At 43.7% G+C, this 26,604-nt stretch carries 30 protein-coding genes and 1 riboswitch; of the genes, 20 read left to right on the top strand and 10 right to left on the bottom strand.

Going from position 1 to position 26,604, the window contains the following annotated elements:
* The first annotated feature begins 87 nt into the window (after positions 1 to 87).
* From BUC50_RS04300 to BUC50_RS04290, 3 genes are read left to right on the top strand one after another with little or no spacing between them, the layout of a single operon-like run.
* The gene (locus BUC50_RS04300; protein WP_213700829.1) at positions 88 to 762 is read left to right on the top strand and encodes an amino acid ABC transporter permease; all 675 of its coding nucleotides are present in this window, start codon (positions 88 to 90) and stop codon (positions 760 to 762) included.
* Between the two features lie 2 nt (positions 763 to 764).
* The gene (locus tag BUC50_RS04295; protein ID WP_273015452.1) at positions 765 to 1,544 is read left to right on the top strand and encodes an amino acid ABC transporter ATP-binding protein; all 780 of its coding nucleotides are present in this window, start codon (positions 765 to 767) and stop codon (positions 1,542 to 1,544) included.
* A complete protein-coding gene (locus BUC50_RS04290) occupies positions 1,537 to 2,208 on the top strand; it encodes an amino acid ABC transporter permease (RefSeq protein WP_213700830.1) in 672 nt (223 codons plus the stop codon). Before BUC50_RS04295 ends, BUC50_RS04290 begins: the two co-directional genes overlap by 8 nt.
* A gap of 141 nt (positions 2,209 to 2,349) precedes the next feature.
* Here the strand turns inward: BUC50_RS04290 and BUC50_RS04285 are convergent, their stop codons facing one another.
* A complete protein-coding gene (locus BUC50_RS04285) occupies positions 2,350 to 3,267 on the bottom strand; it encodes a ketopantoate reductase family protein (RefSeq protein ID WP_213700831.1) in 918 nt (305 codons plus the stop codon).
* 142 nt (positions 3,268 to 3,409) lie between these two features.
* Between BUC50_RS04285 and BUC50_RS04280 the strand changes: the two genes are divergently transcribed.
* The 6 genes from BUC50_RS04280 (at position 3,410) to BUC50_RS04255 (ending at position 9,164) form a co-directional block, all read left to right on the top strand.
* On the top strand, positions 3,410 to 4,291 hold the full coding sequence (locus tag BUC50_RS04280; RefSeq protein WP_213700832.1) for a phosphate ABC transporter substrate-binding protein: 882 nt from the start codon (positions 3,410 to 3,412) through the stop codon (positions 4,289 to 4,291).
* A gap of 87 nt (positions 4,292 to 4,378) precedes the next feature.
* Positions 4,379 to 5,248: a phosphate ABC transporter permease subunit PstC gene (gene pstC, locus BUC50_RS04275; RefSeq protein ID WP_213700833.1), complete on the top strand. Its 870-nt coding sequence runs from the start codon at positions 4,379 to 4,381 to the stop codon at positions 5,246 to 5,248.
* Positions 5,242 to 6,102 (top strand): PstA family ABC transporter permease, encoded by an 861-nt coding sequence (locus BUC50_RS04270; protein WP_213700834.1) that lies wholly within the window; start codon positions 5,242 to 5,244, stop codon positions 6,100 to 6,102. The genes pstC and BUC50_RS04270 overlap by 7 nt, the downstream gene beginning before the upstream one ends.
* Positions 6,086 to 6,844 carry a phosphate ABC transporter ATP-binding protein gene (locus BUC50_RS04265; protein WP_213700835.1) on the top strand — a complete coding sequence of 253 codons (759 nt, stop codon included), beginning with the start codon at positions 6,086 to 6,088 and terminating at the stop codon, positions 6,842 to 6,844. Before BUC50_RS04270 ends, BUC50_RS04265 begins: the two co-directional genes overlap by 17 nt.
* A gap of 41 nt (positions 6,845 to 6,885) precedes the next feature.
* A riboswitch (Fluoride riboswitch) is annotated at positions 6,886 to 6,952 on the top strand.
* A 50-nt stretch (positions 6,953 to 7,002) separates the two neighbouring features.
* The gene (locus tag BUC50_RS04260; protein WP_273312022.1) at positions 7,003 to 8,172 is read left to right on the top strand and encodes a cation:proton antiporter; all 1,170 of its coding nucleotides are present in this window, start codon (positions 7,003 to 7,005) and stop codon (positions 8,170 to 8,172) included.
* Between the two features lie 20 nt (positions 8,173 to 8,192).
* Entirely contained in the window at positions 8,193 to 9,164 is a 972-nt protein-coding gene (locus tag BUC50_RS04255) for a biotin--[acetyl-CoA-carboxylase] ligase (protein WP_273312024.1), read from the top strand.
* Positions 9,165 to 9,300: 136 nt separating this feature from the next.
* On the opposite strand, the gene BUC50_RS04250 is transcribed toward BUC50_RS04255, so the two are convergent.
* The 3 genes from BUC50_RS04250 to BUC50_RS04240 form a co-directional block, all read right to left on the bottom strand.
* Positions 9,301 to 10,914, bottom strand: a complete 1,614-nt coding sequence (locus BUC50_RS04250; RefSeq protein ID WP_273312026.1) for a Na/Pi cotransporter family protein — start codon at positions 10,912 to 10,914, stop codon at positions 9,301 to 9,303.
* Between the two features lie 141 nt (positions 10,915 to 11,055).
* Positions 11,056 to 11,826: an inositol monophosphatase family protein gene (locus tag BUC50_RS04245; protein WP_273312027.1), complete on the bottom strand. Its 771-nt coding sequence runs from the start codon at positions 11,824 to 11,826 to the stop codon at positions 11,056 to 11,058.
* Between the two features lie 33 nt (positions 11,827 to 11,859).
* On the bottom strand, positions 11,860 to 12,120 hold the full coding sequence (locus BUC50_RS04240; RefSeq protein WP_213700446.1) for a hypothetical protein: 261 nt from the start codon (positions 12,118 to 12,120) through the stop codon (positions 11,860 to 11,862).
* A 216-nt stretch (positions 12,121 to 12,336) separates the two neighbouring features.
* Here BUC50_RS04240 and BUC50_RS04235 point away from each other — a divergent pair, with 216 nt between their 5' ends.
* The 5 genes from BUC50_RS04235 (at position 12,337) to BUC50_RS04215 (ending at position 17,185) form a co-directional block, all read left to right on the top strand.
* Positions 12,337 to 12,642: a DUF6262 family protein gene (locus BUC50_RS04235; protein WP_213700447.1), complete on the top strand. Its 306-nt coding sequence runs from the start codon at positions 12,337 to 12,339 to the stop codon at positions 12,640 to 12,642.
* 101 nt (positions 12,643 to 12,743) lie between these two features.
* Positions 12,744 to 13,766, top strand: a complete 1,023-nt coding sequence (locus BUC50_RS04230) for an ABC transporter substrate-binding protein (protein WP_273015457.1) — start codon at positions 12,744 to 12,746, stop codon at positions 13,764 to 13,766.
* The gene (locus BUC50_RS04225) at positions 13,763 to 14,683 is read left to right on the top strand and encodes a betaine/proline/choline family ABC transporter ATP-binding protein (RefSeq protein WP_213700449.1); all 921 of its coding nucleotides are present in this window, start codon (positions 13,763 to 13,765) and stop codon (positions 14,681 to 14,683) included. The genes BUC50_RS04230 and BUC50_RS04225 overlap by 4 nt, the downstream gene beginning before the upstream one ends.
* Before the next feature lie 31 nt (positions 14,684 to 14,714).
* Positions 14,715 to 15,515: an ABC transporter permease gene (locus BUC50_RS04220; protein ID WP_286677178.1), complete on the top strand. Its 801-nt coding sequence runs from the start codon at positions 14,715 to 14,717 to the stop codon at positions 15,513 to 15,515.
* A gap of 86 nt (positions 15,516 to 15,601) precedes the next feature.
* Positions 15,602 to 17,185, top strand: a complete 1,584-nt coding sequence (locus BUC50_RS04215) for a DEAD/DEAH box helicase (RefSeq protein ID WP_273015459.1) — start codon at positions 15,602 to 15,604, stop codon at positions 17,183 to 17,185.
* 61 nt (positions 17,186 to 17,246) lie between these two features.
* Here BUC50_RS04215 and BUC50_RS04210 read toward each other — a convergent pair whose 3' ends face one another.
* On the bottom strand, positions 17,247 to 17,681 hold the full coding sequence (locus BUC50_RS04210; protein ID WP_213700451.1) for an MOSC domain-containing protein: 435 nt from the start codon (positions 17,679 to 17,681) through the stop codon (positions 17,247 to 17,249).
* A 75-nt stretch (positions 17,682 to 17,756) separates the two neighbouring features.
* Here BUC50_RS04210 and BUC50_RS04205 point away from each other — a divergent pair, with 75 nt between their 5' ends.
* A complete protein-coding gene (locus BUC50_RS04205; protein ID WP_213700452.1) occupies positions 17,757 to 18,188 on the top strand; it encodes a thioesterase family protein in 432 nt (143 codons plus the stop codon).
* 52 nt (positions 18,189 to 18,240) lie between these two features.
* Here the strand turns inward: BUC50_RS04205 and BUC50_RS04200 are convergent, their stop codons facing one another.
* The gene (locus BUC50_RS04200; RefSeq protein WP_213700453.1) at positions 18,241 to 19,113 is read right to left on the bottom strand and encodes an NAD(P)-dependent oxidoreductase; all 873 of its coding nucleotides are present in this window, start codon (positions 19,111 to 19,113) and stop codon (positions 18,241 to 18,243) included.
* A gap of 96 nt (positions 19,114 to 19,209) precedes the next feature.
* Here BUC50_RS04200 and BUC50_RS04195 point away from each other — a divergent pair, with 96 nt between their 5' ends.
* Genes BUC50_RS04195 through BUC50_RS04185 form a run of 3 tightly spaced genes read left to right on the top strand, consistent with a single transcriptional unit; the run spans position 19,210 to position 21,960 of the window.
* Positions 19,210 to 20,274: a class I fructose-bisphosphate aldolase gene (locus tag BUC50_RS04195; RefSeq protein ID WP_213700454.1), complete on the top strand. Its 1,065-nt coding sequence runs from the start codon at positions 19,210 to 19,212 to the stop codon at positions 20,272 to 20,274.
* Between the two features lie 2 nt (positions 20,275 to 20,276).
* Positions 20,277 to 21,044, top strand: a complete 768-nt coding sequence (locus BUC50_RS04190; RefSeq protein WP_213700455.1) for a polysaccharide deacetylase family protein — start codon at positions 20,277 to 20,279, stop codon at positions 21,042 to 21,044.
* A gap of 40 nt (positions 21,045 to 21,084) precedes the next feature.
* The gene (locus BUC50_RS04185) at positions 21,085 to 21,960 is read left to right on the top strand and encodes a diacylglycerol/polyprenol kinase family protein (RefSeq protein ID WP_213700456.1); all 876 of its coding nucleotides are present in this window, start codon (positions 21,085 to 21,087) and stop codon (positions 21,958 to 21,960) included.
* Here the strand turns inward: BUC50_RS04185 and BUC50_RS04180 are convergent.
* Both BUC50_RS04180 and iadA read right to left on the bottom strand, forming a co-directional pair.
* Entirely contained in the window at positions 21,957 to 22,568 is a 612-nt protein-coding gene (locus tag BUC50_RS04180; protein WP_286677180.1) for a PHP domain-containing protein, read from the bottom strand. The two genes, BUC50_RS04185 and BUC50_RS04180, sit on opposite strands and share 4 nt — an antisense overlap.
* A gap of 227 nt (positions 22,569 to 22,795) precedes the next feature.
* Positions 22,796 to 23,974, bottom strand: coding sequence for a beta-aspartyl-peptidase (gene iadA, locus BUC50_RS04175; RefSeq protein WP_273015461.1), 1,179 nt, complete (start codon positions 23,972 to 23,974; stop codon positions 22,796 to 22,798).
* A 191-nt stretch (positions 23,975 to 24,165) separates the two neighbouring features.
* Between iadA and BUC50_RS04170 the strand changes: the two genes are divergently transcribed.
* Positions 24,166 to 24,945 carry a creatininase family protein gene (locus BUC50_RS04170; protein ID WP_213700457.1) on the top strand — a complete coding sequence of 260 codons (780 nt, stop codon included), beginning with the start codon at positions 24,166 to 24,168 and terminating at the stop codon, positions 24,943 to 24,945.
* A gap of 124 nt (positions 24,946 to 25,069) precedes the next feature.
* On the opposite strand, the gene BUC50_RS04165 is transcribed toward BUC50_RS04170, so the two are convergent.
* Together BUC50_RS04165 and BUC50_RS04160 are read right to left on the bottom strand one after the other, a co-directional pair.
* A complete protein-coding gene (locus tag BUC50_RS04165; protein ID WP_013047436.1) occupies positions 25,070 to 25,504 on the bottom strand; it encodes a response regulator in 435 nt (144 codons plus the stop codon).
* 140 nt (positions 25,505 to 25,644) lie between these two features.
* Positions 25,645 to 26,214 (bottom strand): Fur family transcriptional regulator, encoded by a 570-nt coding sequence (locus BUC50_RS04160; protein ID WP_013047435.1) that lies wholly within the window; start codon positions 26,212 to 26,214, stop codon positions 25,645 to 25,647.
* Between the two features lie 98 nt (positions 26,215 to 26,312).
* On the opposite strand from BUC50_RS04160, the gene BUC50_RS04155 reads away from it, so the two are divergent.
* Positions 26,313 to 26,603: a DUF5320 domain-containing protein gene (locus tag BUC50_RS04155; RefSeq protein ID WP_213700458.1), complete on the top strand. Its 291-nt coding sequence runs from the start codon at positions 26,313 to 26,315 to the stop codon at positions 26,601 to 26,603.
* Position 26,604 lies beyond the last annotated feature (1 nt).

Here is a 26,604-nt window from a genome sequence, read left to right as displayed (position 1 = left end):
GAAACACGAGGGGAATGAGGCTCATTCCCCTTTTTTTCTGTTACAACGTTGATTTTGTTATGATTTTGACAAGGGAGATTCAAGAAGATGGAAAACATTGAGGTTGTTGTTCAGTCCTTACCATATTTGCTGCAGGGAACACTGGTCACGCTAAGAATTGTAGCCCTGGCCCTGGCCCTTGGTCTATGCATGGGGCTTCCTTTGGCCATTGGTCAGGTATATGGTTCTGCCTCCATGCAGAGAATGGTAAAAGCCTACGTATGGATTTTTAGGGGGCTTCCCAATCTCGTATTGCTTTTCCTCTTCTTTTTTGGAATTTTTCCCTCTCTTAGGATAGATGCTTCGGCTTTTTCTACTGCTGTGGTTGTTCTCGGATTACGAAGCGCCGCCTATCAATCTCAGATTTTCAGGGGCAGTATCCTCTCCCTTGGGGAGGGGCAGATGCTGGCGGCCCGATCACTGGGGATGAGTAAATTACAGGCCATTATATGGATTATTCTGCCTCAGGCATTGCGCATTGCTCTGCCAGGCTGGTCAAATGAATATCCTATCCTTCTTACAGATTCTTCGGTAACCTACGCAATAGGCGTTCTTGAAATTCTTACAAGGGCAAACCTTGTGGTCTCAAGAACCTACAAGCCTATGCCTATATTTTTAACCTGCGCCATTATCTTTATTCTTTTAAATTATGGCGGTATGCGCTTGCTTCACATGATAGAAAATAAAATGAGAATTCCTGGCTATGGAAATGGAGAACGGTAACAATGAGTGATAAAACAAAGGACATTATTTTGCGAGTTGAGGATATTCATAAATCCTACAGCGGCGTTGAAGTTTTAAGAGGAATTTCCTTCACCGTTCGCAAAGGTGAGACCAAGGTCTTTATTGGTCCTTCAGGAACGGGCAAAAGCACGTTGCTTCGCTGCATCAATCAGCTTACCATTCCTGATTCTGGCCAGATTTGGCTTCACGGCGAAGAGGTTACTCATTCGAAGAAAAGTATCAACGTCTTACGCCAGAAAATGGGGATGGTCTTTCAAAATTTCTATCTTTTTGATCACCTGACAGCCCTTCGTAACGTGGAAATTGCTCTTTTAAAAGTAAAAGGCATGGATAAAAAACATGCCCGGGAAAAAGCAATGCTGGAACTTGAGCGTGTAGGTATGGCGGCTTTTGCTGATCACTATCCCACACAGCTTTCAGGAGGGCAAGCCCAGAGAGTCTCTATAGCCAGAGCTTTAGCCATGGATCCTGACGTTATGCTTTTCGATGAACCTACATCTGCCCTTGACCCAGAGCTTATTGGAGAAGTTCTTGAAGTTATGCGCAATCTCGCTAAAGGCGGAATGACAATGCTAGTGGTAACCCACGAAATGGGTTTTGCCTGTTCTGTAGCAAACGAAATTATGTTTATGGAAGAAGGCAGAATTCTTGAAAGCGGGTCTCCTGACAAGTTGCTTAATACCCCTCAATACGAACGAACCCGTCAGTTCCTTCGCAAATTGATGGATCTTTACGGAGAACTGGGGAAGAGCAATGAATGATCTGCTTTTTATTCAGCAGGATGTGCTGCCAGCATTGCTGACAGGCATAATCATGACTTTAAAACTCATTGTGGTGTCTATTCCTTTTGGAATAGCTGCAGGTACTGTCATAGCCATAGGACGGGTGTACGGAAACAACACTATTTCATTCCTCTGCAGGCTCTATGTTATTTTTTTTAAGGGAACGCCTCTTTTGATTCTTCTTTTTATGCTCTATTTCGGCCTTCCCTCTTTTGGCATCACTTTAAGTCCCTTTGCTGCTTCTGTATTGGGTTTTATTATCTGCAATGGAGCTTATAACTCAGAGTATATACGAGGAGCCATACAGTCCGTTAAAGGTGGACAGCTCATTGCCGCTCAGGCTCTGGGCATGACGAAATGGCAAGCCATCCTGAATATTATTCTTCCTCAGGCCTTTCGACGGGCCATCCCTGGCTGTTCTAACGAGATGATCTATCTTATCAAGTATTCCTCTCTCGCCTACATGCTCACGTACATAGAACTGACCGGTGCCGGGAAAATTGTGGCGTCCCGTTCCTTCAGATATACTCTTGTCTTTACCGTTGTCGGCATTATATATCTCATAATGGTAACCTTGGCCAGTTGGCTTCTTTCTCTTCTTGAAAAAAAACTTTATATCCCCGGATGGAGCCAGGAAAGCTAGCGGGGTTTCGCTGCAAAAGAACAGGCAGGATAGATGCATGAGGCACAATTGCGGCAGAGGCCTCCCTCCTACGCCCCACCGGCATATCGTTTCCTAGGTGGGAGCAACCCCGGTCTTCCGCTCTGACTTTCTGTTCCTCCTCTATTCTTGCAGCAGCGCCTTGTAAACTTTCTCGTAAAGGGGCACGGAAATCCCTGCGTCTTCCGCAAGACGAACCACAGCGCCTACAAAAGTTTCAAGCTCTGTAGGACGCCCCTTTGAGGCATCGAGCTCCATAGAAGAACGAGTTTCTGGCGGGAAAGATTGAGCCTTCTCAAGAGATGCCGCAACAATATTTCCAGGGAGGGCTATCCCCTTTTCCTGAGCAAGGGATTCAACCTCTTTCATGAGATTTAATACCATGTCTCGGGTTCTCTTTTGAGAAAGAACCTCCCCAAAAGACGCTCTCTTGAGGGTTGTTACCGCGGCCATGGGGCTCATGAAAATAAACTTTATCCAGACAGCCAAGTCAATTTCTGGAGTGAGTTCGAAAAGAATGCCTCCTTCTTTCATCACTTTTTCAAAGGAACGATGTTTCTCGATGTGGTCATTCACGGGACCTACAATCATTTTACAATTTCCTCCAACCTGGTGAATTTCGCCGGGGGAGGCAATAAAGGCAGAAATGTAAACGCAACCATTGAAAAGAATGCCTGGAATTTTTTCTTTACAAAGGATATCCGCATTATCTACGCCATTTCCAAGAGGAATTAGAAGGGTCTGATTATGGCATAGAGGACGGGCAGCCTTGGCAAAGGCCTGCAAGTGGTATCCCTTGACTGCGAAAAAGAGTACGTCAACACAACCTATTTCTGCTGGCGAATCTGAAACTACACGGGGGTGAGCGACAAATGTTTCCTGGGGGGTTGTAACTACAAGTCCCTTTTCCCTAATGCGGTTCATATGTTCTCCCCGGCAAAGGAAAGAGATTTCATGTTCAGCTGATGTTTCATAGGCAACTGCAAGGCGCCCTCCAAAGTAGCCACCCACACCTCCAAGTCCCGCGATACAAATGCGCATAGAGAAACACTCCTTTCGTTAATTTGCCTTTTCTACTTTATTATATTCGACATTATTACGACCACATAGACAAAAATGCTTTTGCAGGTTACAATGTTCAAACATAAATTATCGGCATACAACTTATAGGAGGTAGTTATAATTGCATAGGTTTTTTCGTTTTTTATTCACTTCTATCATGATTATGAGCTTTGTTATTGCAGGAAATCAGCTTGCTGTCGCTGCAGATGGTCAGATCTTCTTTAAAGGGTCATCTACCCTTGCTCCTGTTATTTCACAAGTGGCACAGCAGTTTATGGAAAAATACGGCACGTGGAATAAAATTGATGCCTCTCTTCCCGACGCCAAAATTGAAATTTTTGTTTCTGGGGGCGGTTCCGGAGAAGGAGTAAAGGCTGTTCTAGACGGAACAAGTAATTTTGGGATGACAGCACGTACCGTTAAAGAAGAAGAAAAAAAAGCTATAGGAGATTACCACGAGTTTCATATTGGAACAGACGCTCTGACCATTTCGGTTAATCCTGACAACAAAGTATGCCAGGTAAAACCCAACCTCACCAAGGATGAATTAGTTAAGATTTTTAGTGGCGAATATAGAACGTGGAATAATCTTGATCCTGCGTTGGCAAAAGAAGAAATTGTCGTCGTTATTCGAGACATTGGCGGCGGGGCTCACGAAGTGTTCCAGAAGAGCATTATGAAAAAAGTGGATGTAACTCCTAGTGCTATTCAATCTCCCTCAATGGGCGCCCTTGTCACAAAAGTTATAGAAAATAAAAATGCCATCGGTTATGCTTCTTTTGGCATGGTTAATGTACACGAGGGAGAAATTATCCCTCTCAAAGTCGATGGGGTGGAGCCTACCGTTGAAAACATTCTTGATGGAACATATTATGTGTCACGCCCACTTCTTGTCGTCAAGAAAGGGAATATGTCCCCTATAGAAAAAGCATTTATTGATGAGTTGCTTTCTGCTGAGGGCATGAAAATAGTGGAGCAGATGGGATTCGTACCTGCAAAGTAGGGTATACCTTTGGTTAAGGTTTGCTCAAGGCCGGGGAGAATCCTCTCCGGCCTTTTCTCATAGCTATTCGAGGAGGATTTCGGAAACGTGAAAAAAGAGTGGATTTTCGTATGGGCTTGCAAGGCCCTTACGTTGCTGGCTGTTTCTTTCTTGTTCTTTATATTTCTTTTTATTGCAAAAGAAAGTTTTATGTTTTTCCAGAAGACGCCACTTCTTCATTTTTTAACGGGGTCACGATGGAATCCAATTGCCGACCCGCCTGCTTTCGGCCTTCAGCCGATGATATTCGCCACTGTTTATGTTTCCCTTCTTGCAACAGCTATTGCTCTTCCTATCGGGGTCGGAATGGCTGTTATTCTATCGGTTTTAGCTCCCCCAAAAATTCAATGGTTACTTCTCCCTCTTATTGATCTCATGGCCGGTATCCCGTCTGTTGTCTATGGTTTTGCAGGCCTTATGATTATTGTAAAATTTTTTGAGACCCACTTTTCGTGGTCTTCCGGAGAATCTGTGCTCACCGGTGGAATTCTTTTGGCCATCATGATTTTGCCCTATGTTGTCTCCACATGCTACGAATCTATGATTAAAGTTCTTCATCATTATGAACAGGCATCACGAGCACTAAGTGTATCAAAATGGCACATGATGCGTTATTTAGTTATTCCTACAGCCAAAAAAGCTATTTTTGCTGCGCTGATTCTTTCCCTTTCAAGAGCTATGGGAGAAACGATGGCAGTTATGATGGTTATTGGAAACAGCCCCATATTTCCCCATCTTTTTCGCAAGGCTGAGACGATCCCCGCTCTCATTGCTCTGGAAATGGGGGGAGCTGCCGTTGGCAGCTTACACTATCAAGCGCTTTTCGCAGCTGGATTAATTCTTATGCTTGTGCTCTTCGCCTTTAATTCCTTTTTCTTTTTTATTCGCAAGCACATTGATGAGGGGATAAAATGGTAAACGATAAAGGGAAGGCTTCTCTATTTCCCCTTCGACTATGGCTTTTTTCAAGTGCATTTTTTGTTATTGCATCTTTGTGCGTTCTTTTTGGATACATTTTTATTCAAGGAGGAAGGGAACTTTCTCTTTCTTTCCTTACAAACACGCCACAGGGTTTTCCTTTAGGTGTAGAAGGAGGAATCTGGCCAGCTATTGTGGGAAGTTTCTGGTTTACTACAATTGCTTGCGCATTCGGCTCCTTTTTGGCTCTTCCTACAGCAATTTTTCTCGCCTTTTATGCTAAAACAACATGGATTGTATCTCTTTGCCATTTTTTAATCCATTCAATGGCGGGAATACCCTCGATTATCCTGGGACTATTTGGCTATACGTTCTTTGTCGTTACACTTGGTTTTGGCGTGTCTCTCTTGTCTGGAGGGCTTATTCTTGGAATTATGATCTTTCCCTTTATTGAGGTGCGAGTCGAAAAAACTCTTTTGGAATTTCCTAATAATATTACGCAGGCTTCAATCAGTTTGGGCATTACAAAAACGTGGACACTTTTTCATCTGATTCTTCCGGGATGTATGGGCGACATTGCCAAAATTATAGCTCTCGGAGGAAGTTTTGCCATGGGTGCAACAGCCCCTATTCTCTTTACAGGAGCCGTTCTCTTCGCACCATCCCCGCGTTCTATTTTTTCTCCAGCAATGGCTCTGCCCAACCATCTTTATATTCTTGTAGGACAGGGGATTTCGATTTCCAAAGCATATGGAACCGCTCTCGTGCTTATTGTTCTTCTACTTATTCTCAACGTAGTGCCCCTTGTTATAAATATGTGTAGAAAGGAGGGGCAAGATGTCCCCTATTCTTGAAATTCATCAGCTTGCTGTTGCTTTCAACAATAAAAAGATTCTTAAAAACATCAACGCGAATATCTATCCTCATCAAATTACAGCCATTATCGGCCCTTCAGGATGTGGAAAATCCACATTTCTTAAAAGCCTCAATCGTCTTGTAGAGGATGAACGAGGGGCGACTCTGAGCGGGCAGATTCGTCTTGATGGAGAGGATACTTTTACGCTAAGTCCTGAAGAAGTGCGCCGTCGTATCGGCATGGTTTTTCAATCACCTACACCCTTTCCTTTCTCTATTTACGACAATATGGCGTATCCTTTACGTTATCATGGATACGGCTCGAAAAAAAAGAGCAAAAACCTTGACGTCATAATTCGTAACAAACTTGAGGATGTAGGGCTTTTTGAAGAAGTCAAAGATAGTTTGTCGATGAACGCGACTCTCCTTTCAGGGGGACAGCAACAGAGACTCTGTATTGCACGAGCTCTCGCTGTAGAACCGGAAATACTGCTTTTGGATGAACCATGTTCTTCCCTTGACGTTAAGAACACGCAAAATATAGAGATGATGCTTCGTGCTCTATGTCAGCAATATTCTATTATTATCGTTACCCATAATCTTTTTCAGGCACGTCGTATTTCACATCAGACGTTTTTCATACTTGATGGGGAAGTTGTTGAAGCAGGTCCCACAAAAGATCTTTTTGAAAATCCTTGCGATTGCCGAACTGCGGAATATATTTCTGGCATTTACGGCTAAAGTGTTATAAAATGTTTGTTCGTGATAATCTATTCTCAAAATAAATAGCGGGTGATGGGGTTCACCATAAATACTATAAATGCGAAAGCTGATGACTCCTACAAGTATTAATGCTTGTAGGAGTCATTTTTGTATTCCATGTGAAAGGGTGTTTTATTATGGCTTTTAGTCTTGCTATTATTTTACTATTTGCCCTGCCAACAAATAAAATTTTTGAAACCTTGAAAATGCCTGGTTTATTGGGCACCTTGCTTTTAGGAATAGCTATAGGCCCGTATGGTCTGGACTGGCTTCAACCTGAGCTTTTAAATGCTTCAAGCGATCTAAGAAGAATCGCCCTCATTATTATTTTGTTACGTGCAGGATTGGGAATAAACAAAGACGACTTGAAACAAAATGGGGTCATAGCTTTAAAGATGAGTTGTCTGCCTGGTTTATTCGAAGGAGCAACCATAGCATTTATATCAGTAAAATTATTAGGTTTTTCCTTAATTCAAGGCGGAATACTTGGTTTTATTCTTTCTGCAGTATCTCCCGCCGTGGTTGTTCCTTCCATGCTTGATTTAATAAAAAGAGAAGTTGGAACAGAAAAAAGGGTCCCAAGTCTCATTATTGCAGGAGCATCTATCGACGATGTTTTCGCCATCACAATGTTAAGTGTCTTTTTAGGTTTATATAGTGGGGCAAGTATAAATATCGGCATAAAAATGTTGAGTATTCCTATTTCCATAATATTAGGATTTATGGTAGGTATTGTAGGTTTTATCATAGTACACATTTTTAAGAAATATCAGATGAGAGACACTCAAAAAGTCTTATTAGTTTTAGCCCTTGCAGTATTAATTTCCGAACTTGAATTTCAATTCAAAACCAAAATTGAAATTGCGTCGTTACTCGGCGTTATGACTATAGGGTTTATCATATCGGAAAAAATGCCTCATATTGGAGAACGCTTAGCCCAAAAACTTAACAAAATATGGATTTTCGCCGAAATCTTGCTTTTCGTTCTTGTTGGCGCCCAAGTAGACGTAACATTGGCATTTAAAGCAGGGGGAGTAGGTATTGCTATAATTGGAACCGGATTGATTGGTAGAAGTATTGGCGTTCTTTTTTCTCTTGTAGGAACGAATTTCAATTGGAAAGAACGACTCTTTTGTATCATCTCCTATTCTCCGAAAGCTACTGTACAAGCAGCCATGGGGGCAATACCTCTATCATTAGGGGTCAAGTCAGGAGATGTTATCTTAGCTATAGCTGTATTATCTATACTTGTTACAGCTCCTTTAGGAGCTATTGGCATTCGATATTCCGCTAAAAAACTATTATAAACATTGAGGGAGAGATCCTTTTGAAAAAACACATCATCAATATATTGAAACAGGCTCAGGGAACCTGCGTTTCAGGTCAGGATCTCTGTGAACAGCTGGGAGTAAGCCGGACAGCCGTATGGAAACATATCAACCAGCTTCGAGAGGAAGGATACACTATCGATTCTTCGGCTCGAAAAGGGTATCGCCTTATAGATGTTCCTGACCTCCTGAATGAATATGAAGTTGGACCTCTTCTGACGACAGAAGTTCTAGGCCATCCTATTATTCATTTCAGAGAGGTGCCATCCACAAATATTGAAGCCAGGAAATATGCACGGAAAGGGACCGCTGAAGGAACGGTCATTGTAGCTGAACATCAGACGGCAGGGCGAGGCCGCTCAGGACGTTCATGGTTCTCTTCACCGGAATGGGCCATTCAGATGTCCCTTATTCTCCGACCGAAAGTTTCACCAGCCCTTGCGGCATCAATTACCCAGATTGGAGCAGCAGCTGTGGCAAAAGCACTGGAAAGCCTCGGTCTATCACCTCAGATCAAATGGCCAAACGACGTGCTTCTTTCAGAGAAAAAGGTCTGCGGCATCTTAACAGAAATGAGCTGCGAATTGGATCACATCAATCATATTGTCATTGGCATCGGCATTAACGTAAATACTCCTCATTTTCCTGACGATGTAGCGTCCGTAGCAACATCCGTTCGTATTGAGAAAGGGGAAGCATGGAGCAGAAAAAAACTGATGGCTGCCGTTCTCAACGCTTTTGAGCCCCTTTATAAGGAATTTTTGGAAGGAAAGGAACACCCAGAGTATCTTCGCATCTGTCGAACACTCTCAAATCTCATTGGACAACATATCACATACGAAACAACAAAGGGACGCCTCTCTGCCAAGGCTATTGATATCGATAACTTCGGGCGGCTTATCGTTCAGCACAGCGATGGTTCTACAGAAACCCTGCTTTCAGGAGAAGTTCATATCGGAACCCAAGAATAAAAAAGGAGACTCCCCGGGAATACCCCCGAATTTGCATCCCCGGGGCTGCAGCCGTCCCCGTACCATAATAACAGCATCCCGTTAGAATGGAAGGGAAAGAAAATTTGGGGCTCCCTAGGAAGCCCCAAAAAAAGTTCTAGCGATGGGTTTTTGCTATATCCAGGGCAATGAAGGATAAGTTATGGGCGTGGTCCCCAATTCGCTCGAGGTTGCTGAGAATATCAATAAAAATAACTCCCGCGGAGGGGTTGCATTCACCCCTGTTCAATCGGCGAATATGACTCTTTCGAAGGGTCTTTTCCTTACGGTCAACTTCTACTTCCAAAACATCTATAACCTCATGAGCTTTACTCACATCCTCTTCTGCTACCGACTCCAGGCTTAATGTAACAGACCTGAATACAGTATTAAACATGTCTTGAAACTCCTGCATAGCGACAGGGGAAAAGGTTAATCTATGTTCAACTTTATAGTCATAGAGCTCTATAAGGTTTTGGCAGTGATCTCCAACCCGTTCTATATCGCTAATGCCATTAACGTAAGCGGAAAGGACAACTGACAATTCACTTGAAATGCTTTCCTGCCATATTTCAGCTGAATACTTCGCAATGGCATGGGTCAGCTCATTCAAGATCTTTTCTGATTCATTCACCTGATCGATCATCTTCGGGTCGTCATTGACAAAAGCGTTTTTAACATCCTGCAACATGGAGAGAGCAATGGCACCCATGTGGGAAATTTCTTTTTTTATCGCGTCTATTGCCGCCGCTGGGGAGGCTGTAACGAGCTTAGGGTCAAGAAACTGGGGGCCAACATTGATAGCGCTGCTTTTTCCTGGGACAACAAATTGGATCAGTTTAACGAAGGCTGAAGTAAAGGGAAGGAAGAGACAGGTATTAGTTACGTTGAAAAGGGTATGGGCGTTGGCAAGCTGTCTTGCGATATCCGATGACGTCATAGAGATGACCGTCTTAAAAATTGGTAGTATGGTCATAAATATGACCACACCGATAACATTGAACATAACGTGTGCCGCCGCCGCTTGTTTGGCAGACCTGTTTGATCCTAAAGAAGCAATAACTGCCGTAATCGTTGTACCAATGTTATCACCAAGGAGTATGGGGACAGCGGCATCCAGGGATAAAAGCCCCTGACTGGCCATGGCAATAGTAAGACCTATTGTCGCTGAACTCGCCTGAACAACCATTGTCACAAGGGTTCCTACAAGAACACCAAGAAGAGGATTGCGGCTGAACATCATAAAAAGGTCTTTCCGCCCCTGAAGAAAATCCATAGCCCCTTCCATTGTTTGCATACCTAGAAAAAGAAGGCCGAACCCAACCAATCCATTGCCTATATATTTTTGCCGCTTGGATTTTCCGAAAACAGCAAAAAGCATTCCTATACCGATGACAGGGAGGGCAAAATTCTTTATCTTGAAAGCTATAACCTGGGCAATCACAGTGGTGCCGATATTGGCCCCCATGATCACTCCCACCGCCTGTTTTAAGGTCATAAGGCCAGCATGCACAAAACTAACGGTCATAATAGTTGTTCCGCTACTGCTTTGGATAAGAACCGTCACTAACGTACCTATAAGGACCCCACGAACAGGTGTGCTCGTAAGGGATCCCACCAATTGTCGCATTCTATCGCCTGCTAAGTCCTGCAGGGCATCGCTCATTAGTTTGATGCCAAACAAAAAGAGCCCTACGCCCCCCAAAACCTGAAGTGCATTTGAAAGTGGCACCGCACAGATCCCCCCGGAAGAAAAAATATATAAACTTGAAAAGAAAACCTTTAGTGAAATGTTCCCACTAACTGTAACATACTCTACTCAAGGAATGCTAGTTTTTTTGCCCAAAAAAGACATGTCAAAAAATACTTTCATTTAAAATTCCCTTACAAGATTGAACAACTCTTGATGTATTAGATTATTAGTACAAAGAAGGTTCTGATTAACAAGATCCTGAATAGTTAAACCTTTCCAGTTGCAGGCCTTTCCTCCTGCCTCTTCCAAAATAAGAAGGCCCGCATAAAAGTCCCAGGGCTTCAATTCCATTTCAAGATATCCATCAAGACGACCGCAGGCAACATAAGCGACATCTAGGGAAGCTGCCCCCCGCCGTCTGACATCATGACAACGTTCATATATTTTTGTAACGATCTCTATTTCTTTTTTACCGAGCTCTTTGTTGTAAGCTGTTCCAAAACCTATGAGGCTTTCTGAAAGGGTTCTCGCTTGTGAAACCGCAATGGGAGAGTCATTCAAAAAGGCCCCTTCATTTTTAGCGGCAAAAAAGAATTCGTCGTTCGCTGGATCATAAATATATGCCTGTCGTATGGAATAGTCCTCCACATAGGCAAGAGAAATGGCAAAAGCAGGGTATCCATGGAAAAAATTAACTGTTCCGTCGATAGGATCAAGAACAAAAGCACTCCCTTTCAACTGGAGGGAATTGCGTGATGACGAAAACTCTTCCCCAATAATGACACTCTCAGGAAAATATTTCTGAAGATGTTGAGTAATGAAGGCCTCTACTCTCACATCAGTAACCGTCGTATAATCCGACATTGACCTGCGAGAGGCAATTTGAGTATCACGCTGTTCCATAATAATTTCCCCTGCATCCCACAAAAGATCTGTTAATATTTTTTTCATAGAACCCTTCACCGGCGCCAGACTCCTTTATATTTAATTTTCCATTATGAAGAGAGAAACATATCTATTAACATGCTTTTCCGTTTTTTTCAGATACTCGGTTACCACTTCAAAAGGCAAATCATATTCTACAGCAAGATCTGTCAATTCATCACCTATTCGCTGCCAAACAACACGGGGCTTGTCCCCTCCCTTTTTTTCTTCTTCAGAAGGGATAATAGAATAGATCAACACCCATTCTTCATGTGGGTGAGGAGACTCTTCTGTAGCCGTAATCTTCCATTTACATTCCATTGTTATCTTCCTCCCTAATTTTTTATTGGATATTTGTGATATTTTTTGATCATATAATGAATTCTCAGTGAAAGAAAGGGACAAAAATCGTTAAAAATGAACTTCATTTTTGTAAATTCAAGCAATTTACCTTGACGTCATTTCCATACCGTGTTATTATTTCCCCGCTACTTTTGTAGCACTTTTGACGCATCGAATACACTATAAAGGAGGAAGGTGCTAGGTCTGAGCGATAAACAAACTACAAAAAAAGAGAGAAAAGAGCTTATAGAAGCTGTTCACACAGCTCTTGAAGAGCTGTTAATGTCACAACAGCATATTGATTTTAAAGCAGTTGCGCGAAAATTGGGCATAGCCCGCTCTACCCTTTATCGAAACCCCATCGTTCGGGAAGAAATCACTGCTGCTCGAGAAAAATCTCGAGTCTCGTCAATATCCTTACCGCAACTTCAGGAAGAAATTAGACTCCTTAAAGAAAGAGTTCAAAAGTTAGAAGACGTTTCTCACCAATGGGAGCCTTGAGAAACTCCCTTTCCTTTTGCTTTTTGTGCGTCTAAGGCACCACTGTCAGAATTTGTTCTGATGTTTAATTTTTTACATTTCTAAAGGAGGCAGGAGTTTAAATGAAAACTCATCTTTTGAAAAAACAAATCATAATTACCCTTTATGCGCTGTCTACTATGTTTTTAGGCGCGATAGCGGCAGAAGCTGCCCGGCCTATAACCTTTATTGATTTCAGCTGGGATAGTGTACAGGTACATAATCGAATTGCAGGCTACATTATTGTCCACGGGTACGGGAAAAAAGTAGATTATATGTTTGCTGAATCTCTTCCCGGCCTTATGGGAATAGAACGGGGCGATGCCGATATTTCTATGGAGTTATGGGCCGATAATGTACATGAATGGTGGGAAGAAGCCCAAAAAAAGGGAAACGTTACGAGCCTCGGCATGAATTATCCTGATGCCCCTCAAGGATGGTATGTTCCCCGCTATATGGTAGAAGGAGATGCTGAAAGAGGCATTGAGGCTACTGCCCCTGATCTTAAAAGCGTTTACGATCTTCCTAAGTATTGGGAGCTTTTCAAAGACCCGGAGGAACCTAAAAAAGGTCGTCTTTATAACGGTCCCGCCGGATGGAAAGTCAGCTCTATTAATACAGAAAAAGTAATGGCGTATGGGCTGGATAAAAATTACACAGCTTTCGATCCGGGTTCCCAAACGTCCTTAGCTACCGCCATAGCTTCCGCCTACGAAAGAGGCAAACCTGTTCTAGCCTATTATTGGGAACCGACAGAAGTTATGGGTATGTACAATATGGTTAAACTTGAGGAACCGCCTTACAAAAAAGATATTTGGGAAACAACCCGTGGCTGTGATTTTCCTTCTGTGAAAGTCCTCGTTATCGCCAACACAAAGTTTGCTCGTGAAAACCCTGAAATCACAAAGGTCTTCAAAAAATATACCACCACTCTCGAGCAAAATAACAAAACCCTTGCCTATATGAAAACAAGAGAGGTCGATGCAGAACAGGCAGCAGTATGGTTTCTTAAAAACTATTCTGAGGAATGGAAGGGTTGGATAGAGAATGAAGCCGTTATCACAAAGATTGAGAAGGCCCTAGAGAAGGAAGTGATAAAAGATTGATCTATACAACGAAAGCCTCAAAAGCATTAGAAATAAAAGACCTGTGGAAGGTCTATACAAAAAAGGATATTGACATAGACGTTGAAAATGGTGATCTCATTACAGAGCTCGATAAATCTGAAGATGCTGTTGTAGCAGTACGGGGCGTTTCTCTTGCAGCCCGTCAAGGCGAGGTTTTCGTTATTATGGGACTTTCAGGAAGCGGAAAGTCTACACTGATTCGATGCGTTATTCGCCTTATTGAACCTACATCTGGAGAAATATGGGTCAATGGGCAAGAAGTAAGCTCTCTCCCTAAAAAAGATCTGACAGAGTTTCGACGCAAGCAGATAGCCATGGTTTTTCAGCATTACGGTCTTTTGCCCCATAAAACCATTATAGATAACGTGGAGTTCGGACTTAAACTTCAAGGGGTATCAGAAAAAGAACGGCGAGAACGATCAAACGTCGCTCTCGAGAGAGTTGGCCTTAAAGGGTGGGAGAACTATTATCCCAGCTCCCTCAGCGGTGGGATGAGACAACGGGTAGGCATAGCCAGGGCTCTTGTGATGGATACGCCTATCCTTCTCATGGATGAGCCGTTCAGTGGCCTTGACCCTCTGATCCGTCGTGAAATGCAGGATGAATTGATCCGCCTGCAAAAAGAATTGAAGAAGACAATTTTCTTTGTTACCCACGATCTTGATGAAGCCATGCGCATGGGAGACCGGATGGCCGTTATGAAAAACGGAACCATAGTCCAAATGGGAGCTCCCGCTCAAATCCTTGCCAACCCGGCTGACGAGTATGTGGCCCGTTTTGTTCAGGATAAACGGCGTCAGATCCAGATGGCCGATGAAGGCGCATTTGTTAACGGGGAAAGCATGGATGAAATACCTGGCAAAGGAGTGATGGATCATATTTCCAGAGAATCTTGAATTTCATATAGCAAGTCACGTAAATAATGGGGTGAACTGGCTGCTTCAGGCGATGGCTCCCACTTTCGACAGCATTTCTAATGGAATCCTTGCTATGCTGTTAAAAACAGAAAACCTGTTGCATATTATTCCGTGGTGGTTTTACATTATCTTTGTTGCTTTTCTCGCGTGGAAGGCAACACGATGCCTTAGTACAACGATTATACTGCCTCTGAGTCTAATTCTCATTGGAAGCTTTGGTCTCTGGAAGCTGGCTATGGGAACTCTTGCAATCGTCATAGCCTCTGTATTCCTCTCTCTTCTTATTGGTATTCCAGTGGGGATTCTCATGGCAGAAGCAAAGGGAGTGGAACCAATTGTAAAGCCAATCCTGGACGCTATGCAGACAATGCCAAGCTTTGTGTATCTTATTCCAGCCATGATGTTCTTTGGTCTTGGTAAGGTTCCGGCTGTTCTTGCCACGCTTATTTACTCTCTGCCTCCAGTGATTCGCTTGACGAATCTGGGGCTGAAGCAGGTGCCTCAACCTGCCCAAGAAGCTGCTATAGCTTATGGAGCGACAAAGTGGCAGCTTTTAAAAGAAGTCCGGGTGCCTTTAGCCATGCCTACCATTATGGCCGGTGTAAACCAGACAACTATGATGGCCCTTTCTATGGTGGTCGTTGCTTCAATGATCGGAGCAAGGGGCCTTGGTCAGGAAGTTCTGCTTTCCATCAACCGCATCGACGTTGGCCGAGGATTTGAAGCTGGCATCAGTATTGTTATTATGGCTATAGCCATTGACAGAATTACCCAGGGATTTGCCCGTCGATGGGATAAAGCCCATAGATAAAAGGCCTATATGAGCCGCCTTTTTTTAAGGAAGGCGGCTCATATATAATAAGTACGGAACATATATTTTTTAAAAAGAGGTAAAGGATGGAGCGCTCGTTTTATAATTGGCAACTGAAAGCGTATAAAAAAATTTATGAAAAGAATTCCGTTCTCTCTGCGCCTACGGGAGCAGGAAAAACTCTTGTTGCCTATCTTTGGGCGGGCTTGCTCACAACGGAAGGCAAAACCCAGATGCCGGAGGGCATTTCTCGCATTATATTTACAGCTCCCATAAAGGCTCTGAGCAACGAGCGCTACATGGACCTGAGGCGCATGGGTTTTGACGTAGGAATAGAAACGGGGGATTTTAAAAGAAACGAAGAGGCACCCATTATTTGCTGTACCCAGGAGATCTACACGCTCAAATATACAAAGGAACCCCATCAAAAACTGATTATAGATGAATTTCATTATATTTTTGAAGACCCTGACCGTGCGCGAACCTATATTGACGGCATAAGAGAAACAGCCCCAACAACATCAATTCTTGTCATGTCCGCTACCTTTAGTCAGCCTGGAGTCATTGGGCGTTATCTCGAAACCATCACTGAGCGGTCTTTTACAGTCTATGAAAGCCAGGAACGGGTCACTGAGCTGGTGTATGTTCCCAAAAAACCCGCTCAACTTTTTTCTGTTCACGATGCCCTTGTATTTGTCTTCTCCCAGCGAGGGACTATGGATTTGGCCTATACCATAGCCAGAACCCGACGCCGGCTGCCCAGAGAACAGCGCAGCCGCCTTTATGAACTTGCAACGATCCTTGACGTTCCTAAAGTGCAAATGCCCCTTCTCTGTGGCGTAGGCATCTATCATGGAAGCATGCTGCCAAAAGAAAAGCTCTTAGTTGAATCAGCTTTCCGGGAACGAATCCTTGATGTAGTTGTTGGAACAAATGCCCTGGCCTTAGGCGTCAACCTGCCAGCAGAATCTGTTATTTTTGCCCAACTGGTGCAATTCCACGATAATGCCCCTATTAGCAAGAATGAATTTCTTCAAATGGCAGGAAGGGCTGGAAGAAAGGGCCTTTTTGATACAGGCTACGTTACGTGGCTATCCAAGTCTCCTTGTGAACATAGAGGTTACGACACTGGAGATGAATTCAAGAAACTGCTTTCCATCCCTCCTGAAGCTGCAACTGTCTCCCTAAGACCAGCATGGGGAGCTCTCTTGCGAAGGGAAGTTCACATTAATGAGGAAGCTGACTATATCAGCAGGTTTTCTCTGCCAGAAATTGACCCCTTCATTCTAAGAACCGAGTTAAGGCAAGGTCTCAATCGTATCGACAGGGCCATGCGCCGTATGGTGAGACCTCAACAGCGAAAACGATTCCGGGCCTTGCTGGCCAATATCTGGTATGAAGAAATGAGCGCGGATGAAAATCTTGAAATGGCTCGTCTCTTTTTTGCTGAGGAACGGCCGGAAGCCCTCTTTGCCGCTCAGCTGATCGCCCCATATGAACGAAACTATCTGCAATCTCTTCTTAAAATCAAACGGTATGCTAATCATTTGCCTGAGGGGTATTCTTTTAAAAGTATGCAAATGCTCAATCAGACAGTAGATGATATTGACCCCACCATCTATGGATTTGAAGAAAAAATAAACGAGATCGAAGGGTCTTTAAAAAGCTAAAGACCAATTTTCACCCACGAGAGGGTGGATGGCGGATATTTCAAGCCGGTTTTGTTCCCTGCTAATTCGTCTCTAAAAGAGAAACACGATCCCCAGGGACAACTTCTCCCCCCTGCACAACTCTGAGGAAATAACCCCATATGGGAAGCAAACACCAGCCCATATAGTCATAGGTATGGGGTTCTCCTGGTTTTTTCCCTTTTTCTATAACTTCAAGTTTCACAGTAGCCCCGATGGCGAGAATAGTACCAGGAGAAAGGTCTTCCGGAAGACCTTTTACAAGCAAGTTTTCTGCGAGAGATCCCGGAGGAAAAAGAATATTTGCCTGTTGCTCTGTTTTTTCTACGTCTTCGCGGCGAAGGAGGCTGACTTCTCTTTCATTGAACCCAAAATGCGAATCTCCCTCTATTCCGCCAGAAGCGAAAAAAGCTTTTTCCACAGTCCTTTTCGGACTACTTCTTTTGGAGCTTATACATACGGCAAGAAGTATTGCCACGCTATCACTCCCTTTGTCTATATAGTCCTCAAGTGTTAAAATAATATAACATTAGTGATTAAAGGGGGGCTGACAATGTTCGATGTGAAAGATATTCTTCAACCCGGTCTTACCGCCACAATCAAGAAAACTGTCGAAATTGATGATACTGTTGGTAATATGAACATCCATCTCAACCAGCTTCTTTCTACTCCGGCCTGTGTTCAGGCCATTGTTGGAGCATGTATCAAGGCAGTGGATCATTTTCTGCCTGAAGGATACATCACCGTTGGCAAATCTATTGAAGTAATTCACGAAGCAACGTCTATGTTAGGTGTTACCGTTGAATTCAAGGCTACTCTAACATCCATAGAAGGGAACCGTCTCTTCTTTGAGATTACAGCCTCCGATGCCATCGGAGTAACCCTTACTGCCCGCCATGAGCGAGTGATCGTCAATCACATGGCCTTAATGGATCGGGCTATAGAGCGAGTAAACCAACTTAATAAAATACGGGAAATGCCATAACATTAAAACATATAAATATAGGGGGCAGTCTTTGAAAACTGCCCCTCCTCTTTTAATCCTTTTGGGCACTGTAAAGTCTGAATAAGGCCTGAGTTCCTTCGTTATCATGCCCATGAAGGGCTAATTTTTTATACATGGAAAGAGCCATTTCCAAGCCGGGGGTATCCAACCCCATCCTATCTGCGGATTCAAGGGCTATTTTCATATCTTTAATAAAATGTTTCACATAAAAACCAGGATCGAAATTTCCTGCGATCATCCTTGGGGCAAGATTTGAAAGAGACCAGCTTCCTGCAGCCCCCTGAGCAATGCTAGCCAATACTTTATCGGGGTCGAGCCCCGCCTTAATGGCGTAAGAAATAGCTTCGCAGACTCCTATCATATTTGAAGCTATAGCAATCTGATTGGCCATTTTTGTATGTTGTCCGCTTCCGGCCTCCCCTTGATAGACAATGTTCTTGCCCATTACTTCAAAAAGTGGTCGAACTTCATCGAAATCTTCAGGGTCTCCTCCCACCATAACAGAAAGAGTCCCTTCCCTCGCGCCCTTATCCCCTCCTGAAACAGGAGCATCCAATGCTTTAAGCCCTCTCTTTTTAGAGGCAACATAGATTCGCTCTGCCAGCTCCGGACTTGAAGTTGTCATATCTATCAGATAGGTTCCCGTCCGCGCATTTTCAATAAGACCTCTCTGTCCTAGATAAATCTCTTCAACATCACGGGGGAAACCGACCATAGTAATAATACAGTCACACTTAGAGGCTAAAGATGGCACGTCTTCTTCCCAAGTGGCTCCCTGTTCAATCAGTTTTTCCGCTTTCACCCGGGTCCTGTTGTAAACATGGAGGGAATAATCTGCCTTGAGCAAATGACCAGCCATACTGGCCCCCATAACTCCAAGACCAATAAATCCGATGTTTTTCATGAAGCAACTTCACCCCTTTCAAATTTTACATTCTGAGTATAACGTATGGTACGATAGTTGTGATATATCTATCAACCAAGAAAGAAGGGATAGACCATGTCGCAGTATCTTGAAGAAATAAAAGAGATTCTTGGAGACGATGGGGACTCTCTTCTCAACTACACGTGCTGGGGAATCCCATCGGAAATGCTTATCCCCCCGGCAGCTAATTTCGTTGATCGCCTTTCCGCGGAAACAGACCGTCCGATTCCTGTATTACGCTCGTTACAAACGCTTTTTAACACAGGCCGGCTAGGAGGAACAGGATATCTTTCCATTCTTCCTGTAGATCAGGGAGTGGAACACTCTGCGGGGGCAAGCTTTGCTCTCAACCCTATTTATTTTGACCCTGAGCACATAGTGAAGCTCGCTATTGAAGCTGAGTGTAGCGCTGTGGCGAGTACCCTTGGCGTTCTTGGCTCTATGGCAAGAAAATATGCCCATCGCATTCCTTTTATTCTTAAAATTAACCATAATGAACTTCTCTCTTATCCCAACACATACGATCAGGTTCTTTTTGCTTCTGTTAAACAGGCTCAGGATATGGGAGCTTTAGCTGTGGGAGCTACTATCTACTTTGGAAGCCCTGAGTCACGGCGGCAAATCCAGGAAGTTTCTATGGCTTTTCGTATGGCCCATGAAATGGGTATGGCAACCATTCTTTGGTGCTATCTTCGAAATAAGGCCTTTAAAACGAAAGAAAAAGACTATCATCTCGCCGCCGACCTCACAGGACAGGCAAACTACCTAGGCGCAACCATCGAAGCGGATATTGTAAAACAGAAGCTTCCTGTCGTTAATGGAGGGTTCCGTGATCTGCATTTTGGAAAAACTTCCTCTGAAGTATATGAAAAGCTTGTCCCTGAACATCCCATAGACCTCCTTCGCTATCAGGTCGCCAATTGTTACATGGGGCGCGTGGGGCTTATCAGTTCTGGCGGAGCTTCTATGGGCACTGACGATTTGAAAGAAGCGGTAAAGACGGCGGTCATCAACAAAAGAGGAGGGGGCATGGGGCTCATTCTTGGTAGAAAGGCTTTTCAACGCCCCTTCAGAGAAGGCATTCATATCATTCAAAATGTACAAAATGTCTATCTTGAAAAGGAGATCGCTTTGGCATAATTATGATAAGACAAATCTTTTCATTCCTCTTTACATTGACATGTATCTGGAGCTGGTGTTTCGCGGGGGGAATTGGCCACGCATTCGCTCCTTCCCCAGCCACTCCCCAATTATGGGGAGAGGACATTCCAGGGGTCAGAACCCATCTTAATACCCAAGAGCCTGTTATTGCCCTTACCCTTGATGCCTGCGGAGGAAAAAGGGGAAACGGCTTTGATAAAAAGCTTATAAACTGGCTTCGCAAACATCATATTCCAGCAACTCTCTTTATTACAGGGCGGTGGATAAACGCCAACGAAGAAATTGCCAAAGAACTGGCATCATCTCCGCTTTTCGAAATAGAAAATCACGGTATGAACCACTGCCCCTGCTCTGTTTCCGGCCGATCCGCTTACGGCATACCGGGGACAGGCAGCGTAGAAGAAGTTATGAGAGAAGTTTCTGACGCAACCGTAATAATAAAGAAGGTGACGAATCGACAACCTCGCTTCTTTCGTTCCGGTACAAATTATTATGACGAAGTTGCTCTTGCCCTTATTGAAGATCTCGGGTACAACGTTGTTGGATACTCCATTGCCGGGGATGAAGGAGCGACCTTATCAGAAGATGCGATTGTGAAAAAACTCCTCCAGGCAAAGGCAGGAGACATTATACTATGTCATATGAACCAACCAGAAAGCGACACGGCGGAAGGATTAATCACGGTCATCCCGATGCTCCAAAAAAAAGGATTTCGTTTCGTCACGCTGCAAGAATATCCGTTGCGATAAAACTGAGAACTCTTACTGATACTGAAGAGGAAGAGAAAAAATGATAGGATCAGCAATTTTGTTAGGGGGCGTTTCCTTTGTGTTGCTTCCTTTAGAGATGGCTGCAGGCCTTTTCGCTGCCATTACTCTGTGGCTGACCCTTTATAGCGCTCCTTTTCTTTGCGCCTATATAGGTTGGCTTTTCGGCATGTTCCTCGGGTTCGTTCACGCTGAAACCCACCTTTGGGGCGTTCTTTCCCTTATTCCTGTGGGCATTTGGTTCGTCATAAACTGGCGTTTTACCTTGGCAAAAGAAATACCTTCATTTATAAAGGCTTTCCGCAATCCTCTTGCCCGTAGAAAAATGTTCAGGTACTGCGGCTTAATATTCCCGTGTATCATCTACCCCTTATGGGGGCCAAGCGCTCTAAACAAATCCCTTATGGTCGCCACTGCCATAGCATTCATAAGCGAAAAGACCGTCAGTTACGTTCCTATTTTGGAGCGGTGGTTTAAAGCTATTGCTCCTGCCAGTTATGAAAGAAGAAAAAAATCCATATCAGGGACAACATGTTATCTCCTCGGCGCTTTTGTCGCTTCCCTTTTCCCAGACCCCGCATCGGTACAGGCTATAGTCATGGCTACTATAGGAGATGCCTGGGCAGTTTTGGTGGGAAAGCGCTGGGGAAAACTGAAATGGTTTGAGGGAAAGACCCTTGAGGGAAGCCTGGCGTGTCTTGCTGGAGCTTTACTTGGTAGTTTTATTTATGGCCTCATGGTGCCGGAAGCCCAAATTCCGTGGCTCATACTCCTTTGGGGAGGGCTCGTTACGCTTTTTACTGAAGGAATTTTTAGATTCGAACTGGATAATCTTCTCGTAGCCCCAGTAAGTGCAGCCATAATGACCGCTGTTATATGGATTGCCTATTTCTTTTAAACTTTGACGAACCGATTCACATCATAAACAACAGGGTAAACATTCCCCGTACGAATAGCCCCTATAAAATCATTTTCGTTTTGTATAATTCCAGGAAAAGCCGTTGCATATAGTCCCACTCGCTCGACAAAATGGGCATCGCTTCCGCCAAGACGAGGGAGCTCAAGTTCATTTGCAAGGGCATGAGCTTTAAAATTATGGGTAAGACGAGTACTCCCGTTGAAAGCTTCTATACCACTGAGACCAGGAAGAGAGCGGATAAAATTCCCCATGCCTCGCCCGTTATCACGAAAAGGATGGGCACTTACAGCTACACCACCCTGCCGGTTCACGAGTTCGAGAGCGTCAGATGCATGCATTTTTTTCTCTGGGACTAAATCAAGTCCAAAAACAAGAAGGTCACCTTCATAGGTTAAGAGCTCAAGGCCTACGAGTACAAGAAAATCATATTTTACAGAAAGCTCGCGAGCAAAGGAGCGCATCCCCATACTTTCGTGGTCTGTAACGCAAATTCCATCAAGCCCCATGCTCTTTCCCTTTTGAATTGCTTCTCCTATGGGTAAAAAACTATCGGAAGAAAACTCTTCAGAATGTAAATGTGTGTCAATAACCAGCGCAGCGTCCTCCTAAAAAATTATATCTATTATAATATTGAGTTATAACATAAAGAATTATAGGGCTGCTTTCTAAATTGTCAATAGAATTCATACATTCAAACCATGGTTGACTTGAATTTGGCACAATATGCTAAATGGTTTTCAATGAATTTGAAATTGAAAAAGCCACGGGCCTATTTTTCTCTAAAGACCCTCCGTGGCTTCTTCTTTTTTATTTATTATACCTCTTCAAAAATTCCTTTTTTAATGACAGACCTTTCCTTCATCATAAGGATGCCTTTTCCGATAACATACTCTAAGGTCAAGGTATCTGGCGAAATAATGAGCACATCGCCATCAGCTCCAGGAACAAGTCTTCCTTTTTTAGTAAGTTTGAGGCGTGCTGCTACATTTTTCGTTACCAACGATAGGGCCTCTCCCATGGGAATATGCTCTTCAAGAACAGTGTCTCTAAATTCAGCGAACAAAGATAAGGGCTCCCCAATCCCCATTTTCACGAGTTCCCCTGCAGCATTAAATTCAGGCATGCTTCCATTTCCGTCAGTACTCATAGTAAGGTGAGAGAGAGGCACCTGATTGGCTACTGCGCGACCTATCCCCTCACTCGCCTTTACAGTATGCCCCCCACTTCCCATACTTGTTGTAAGATCGGCCACGCCACCGTTGCTGCAATAGTTCAGGGTTTGAGCATAAAGTTTTTCATTTCTGTTGACATGGGTGGGAAGAATCTGGCTTTTGGGGATTTGAGTTCCTGAAAGGGCCTCCTCAATAATACCCAGCCCCCAGTCTTCTGATCCCATATGGGCCTCTACGATGCCCGCCTTTCCAGCCAGCATACCGCCAATACGAGCATCGGAGATAAGCCGTCTAAGCTCTTCCACAGTAGGGTGAGAGGATCGATGATCCGAAAGAGCGACTTTGACGCCAATCACTTTGTCAATAAGTACAATATCAGACATCACATTCTCAGTAATGGTAACAGAGGGCATACCGTAAGCACCACTATAGATAAACGTTGAGATGCCTTCATTTTCAAGGGAGTGAGCTTTTGCAAGCAGCTCTCTTAAAGACCGAGAAATACCATCTGTTCCCAAAGGCGCAGCCGCAGTGGTAATGCCTGCCCGTATAAAACTGCTCAGCTGAAGGGGAGGAGTTCGAAATTGAGGACCGCCTTCTCCACCTGCACCATTAAAATGAACATGACTATCAATAAATCCTGGAACGACAAGAGCTCCCCTGGCATCAATGAAGATGGCGTGAGGGGCAATGCTTTTCACAGCCTCTTCCGAAATGGACGACTCCACAGAAAAAATAGAGTCTCCCGCTATGAGAAGATCGCTTTTTCCCAAATATTCTGGGCTATATATCTCTCCGTTTTTAATAAGTATTAGATTCATTATTCATACCATCTTTTCCTCAAAATTTTTTTACTCACGAAACAACATCTGCGCACATATTAATGTTTCCACAAATTCTTTATAAGACATCCTTCCTAGTGCAAACCAAAAAGGACCCGGTTAGGCTTTGGGATCCAGTCCCCCTATAGTATACTAAACTTATATCATGCTTTTATAAAGGAGTGTGCCCTATGTATCTAGCTTCTCTTACCTGGAAAAAGCTGGAAGAAAAAATTACGGAAGAAACTGTTGCCCTCATACCCCTCGGAAGCGTTGAACAACATGGCCCCCTAGCTCCCCTTGGTACAGATTACTTCATTCCCGAAGAATTTGCCAAGAGAGTCGAAGCCGCCTACCCGGATAAAATCATGGTGCTTCCTACCATGCCTTATGGGGTTTGTCCCTACCATGCTTCCTTTCCAGGAACCATTGACATGGGCATTGAAATTCTTTCAGAAGTAATGACACGCATCGCCATGAGCCTCATGGACACTGGCATTAAAAAAATGATTTTTCTTAACGGCCATGGCGGGAACGGACCTTCTCTCGATAAGGCAGCCCTTGCTGTCTATAAAAGGGGCGGACTCGCCGCTATTGTGGACTGGTGGACTCTTGCCGGTGAGCTGAACGCAAAGTGGGCAGGTGGGCACGGGGCGGGGCAGGAAACATCGGTAATGATGGCTTTGAAACCTGAATGGGTCAACATGAAAGATTTTTTCCCCGCAAATATTCACCATGTAAGTGACAGCCTCCAAAATACTCATATCAGCATCGTCACCTTCGAAAAAGGAAGTGTCAGGATTATTCGGGATGTTAAGGACGTCACATCGAGCGGCGCCTATGGAGGAACAGATGCCCCAGAAGATGCGAACAGGGAATGGGGAGAAGAAATTCTCAACGGTGTCACCGAGTACCTGATTCGTTTTATTGCAGAATATTTTAAAGTTTCTCTTTCACGAGAAAAAAGTTAGATAATACATAGTCCCGCAGAAAAGAAAATCTGACTTTGCATCCTTTAAAATGTGGATAAACTAACCACAGGTGTGGAAAGATACGACATGTGGAGTGGAATTTTATGTTCCGCTCCACGTATTGTTATTCTGCTTTAACAACAGCCATACCAAAGCGGTCAAAAGACATCAGGGCTTCGAGTATATTGCTTCCTGAAAAAGGTTTTTCTACAAAACGCGCCATGTAATCAGACGTTTCAAAGGGAACGGATTCGCCCTGGGATGTTATAAAAAGAATTGGGATATAGCAAAGAGCAGGGTCGTTACGCATTTCAAACAAAAGTCCCTCACAACAATTACCTGGAAGATCGCAATCTGCCATCACAATATCAGGTTTCGGCCTATCCCAATACTTTCCAACCTGGCGGAGGTACTCTAAAGCCTCATATCGACTCCTAACAACATGAATAGTATTGAGGATTTTCAACTCTCTAAGACTCTGAAAAATATCCTGTTCCACTTTTTCTTTTCTTTCCACGAGCAGGATCTTCACTAATCTTATGTTTTTTTCTTCTAACACAATGTATCTCCCCTTTCTGCAATAGGTAAGGGGCAAAAAAAATAGTGGAGAATAAGTGGTAACTATACTAGCATAATTTCACGAATTTTGAGAAATATTTGGGGTAAAAACAAAGGAACTGCCCGAAAAAATCAGCTCCTCTACAGTGTCGTGTTATTCTGTTGACGGAAACACCCCTGTCTACGGCCACAACGCCCTCTTCCTCTCCCCCTGCCTTCCACTTCCAGGGTACACGGAAGGTCTTTCATTTTTTTGTGATCTTTTACTTTAGAAGCGCAATCACTACACATTCCAGCAAACTCAAGGCTTTGCGGAATAGGTTGAAATCCTGCCTCTCCAAGCCATTCCGTAATAATTTCTTCTTTCTCCCTTTCATGTTTAAGATGAAGCACTTTTCCGCAGCAACGGCAATAAAGATGAAAATGTATGGAAGAAGAAGGAAGTTCGAAACGTTCAAATCCTTCATCGAGAGAAAAACGATAGAGCAGTCCCATATCAGAGAGCAGCCCCACCGTTCTGTAAACAGTAGCAATACCTATGGAGGGATCTTTCTCATGGGCCTTTTCCCATATAAGCTGGATGTTCCCGTGCTCCGCTTCACCTTCGATGAGTACGTCTATAATCGTCTGTCTCTGATTTGTAAGGCGAAATCCAGCTTTTTTAAGGATATCAAAAAAATCTTGCCGCTTTTTCTTTTTATTGTGTTCCATAGAATGGAAACTCCTTCTCAACATAGGGCTTGACAATTATTTTATCAGAGAATAGTATATATGCAAATGATAATCATTATCAATAAGGAGGGATATATATGCCTGGTTATGATGGAAGTGGACCACGAGGGCAAGGTCCAATGACAGGGCGCGGTTTTGGTTATTGCCGATTTGGTGGATATGGTTATAGAAGGTTTCCACGTTGGGGAAGGCGTTTCTTCGGTTTCGGTCGTGGAATGGGAGGATGGGGTGCTCCAGTTTATCCCGGTTGGGGGTACGAACCTTCCATAGAAGAAGAACGAAATGTGCTTCAAGAAGAATTATCAGTGCTTGAGGAAGAAATGGAAAATATGAGAAAGCGTTTGGCGGAACTTGAAGAAAATAAATAAT

The organism is Aminobacterium sp. EBM-42, assembly GCF_001896635.1.
Taxonomy (GTDB): Bacteria; Synergistota; Synergistia; order Synergistales; family Aminobacteriaceae; genus Aminobacterium; species Aminobacterium colombiense.
Note: the sequence above shows the minus strand (reverse complement) of the source record. Positions and strands in the feature narration are given on the sequence as shown.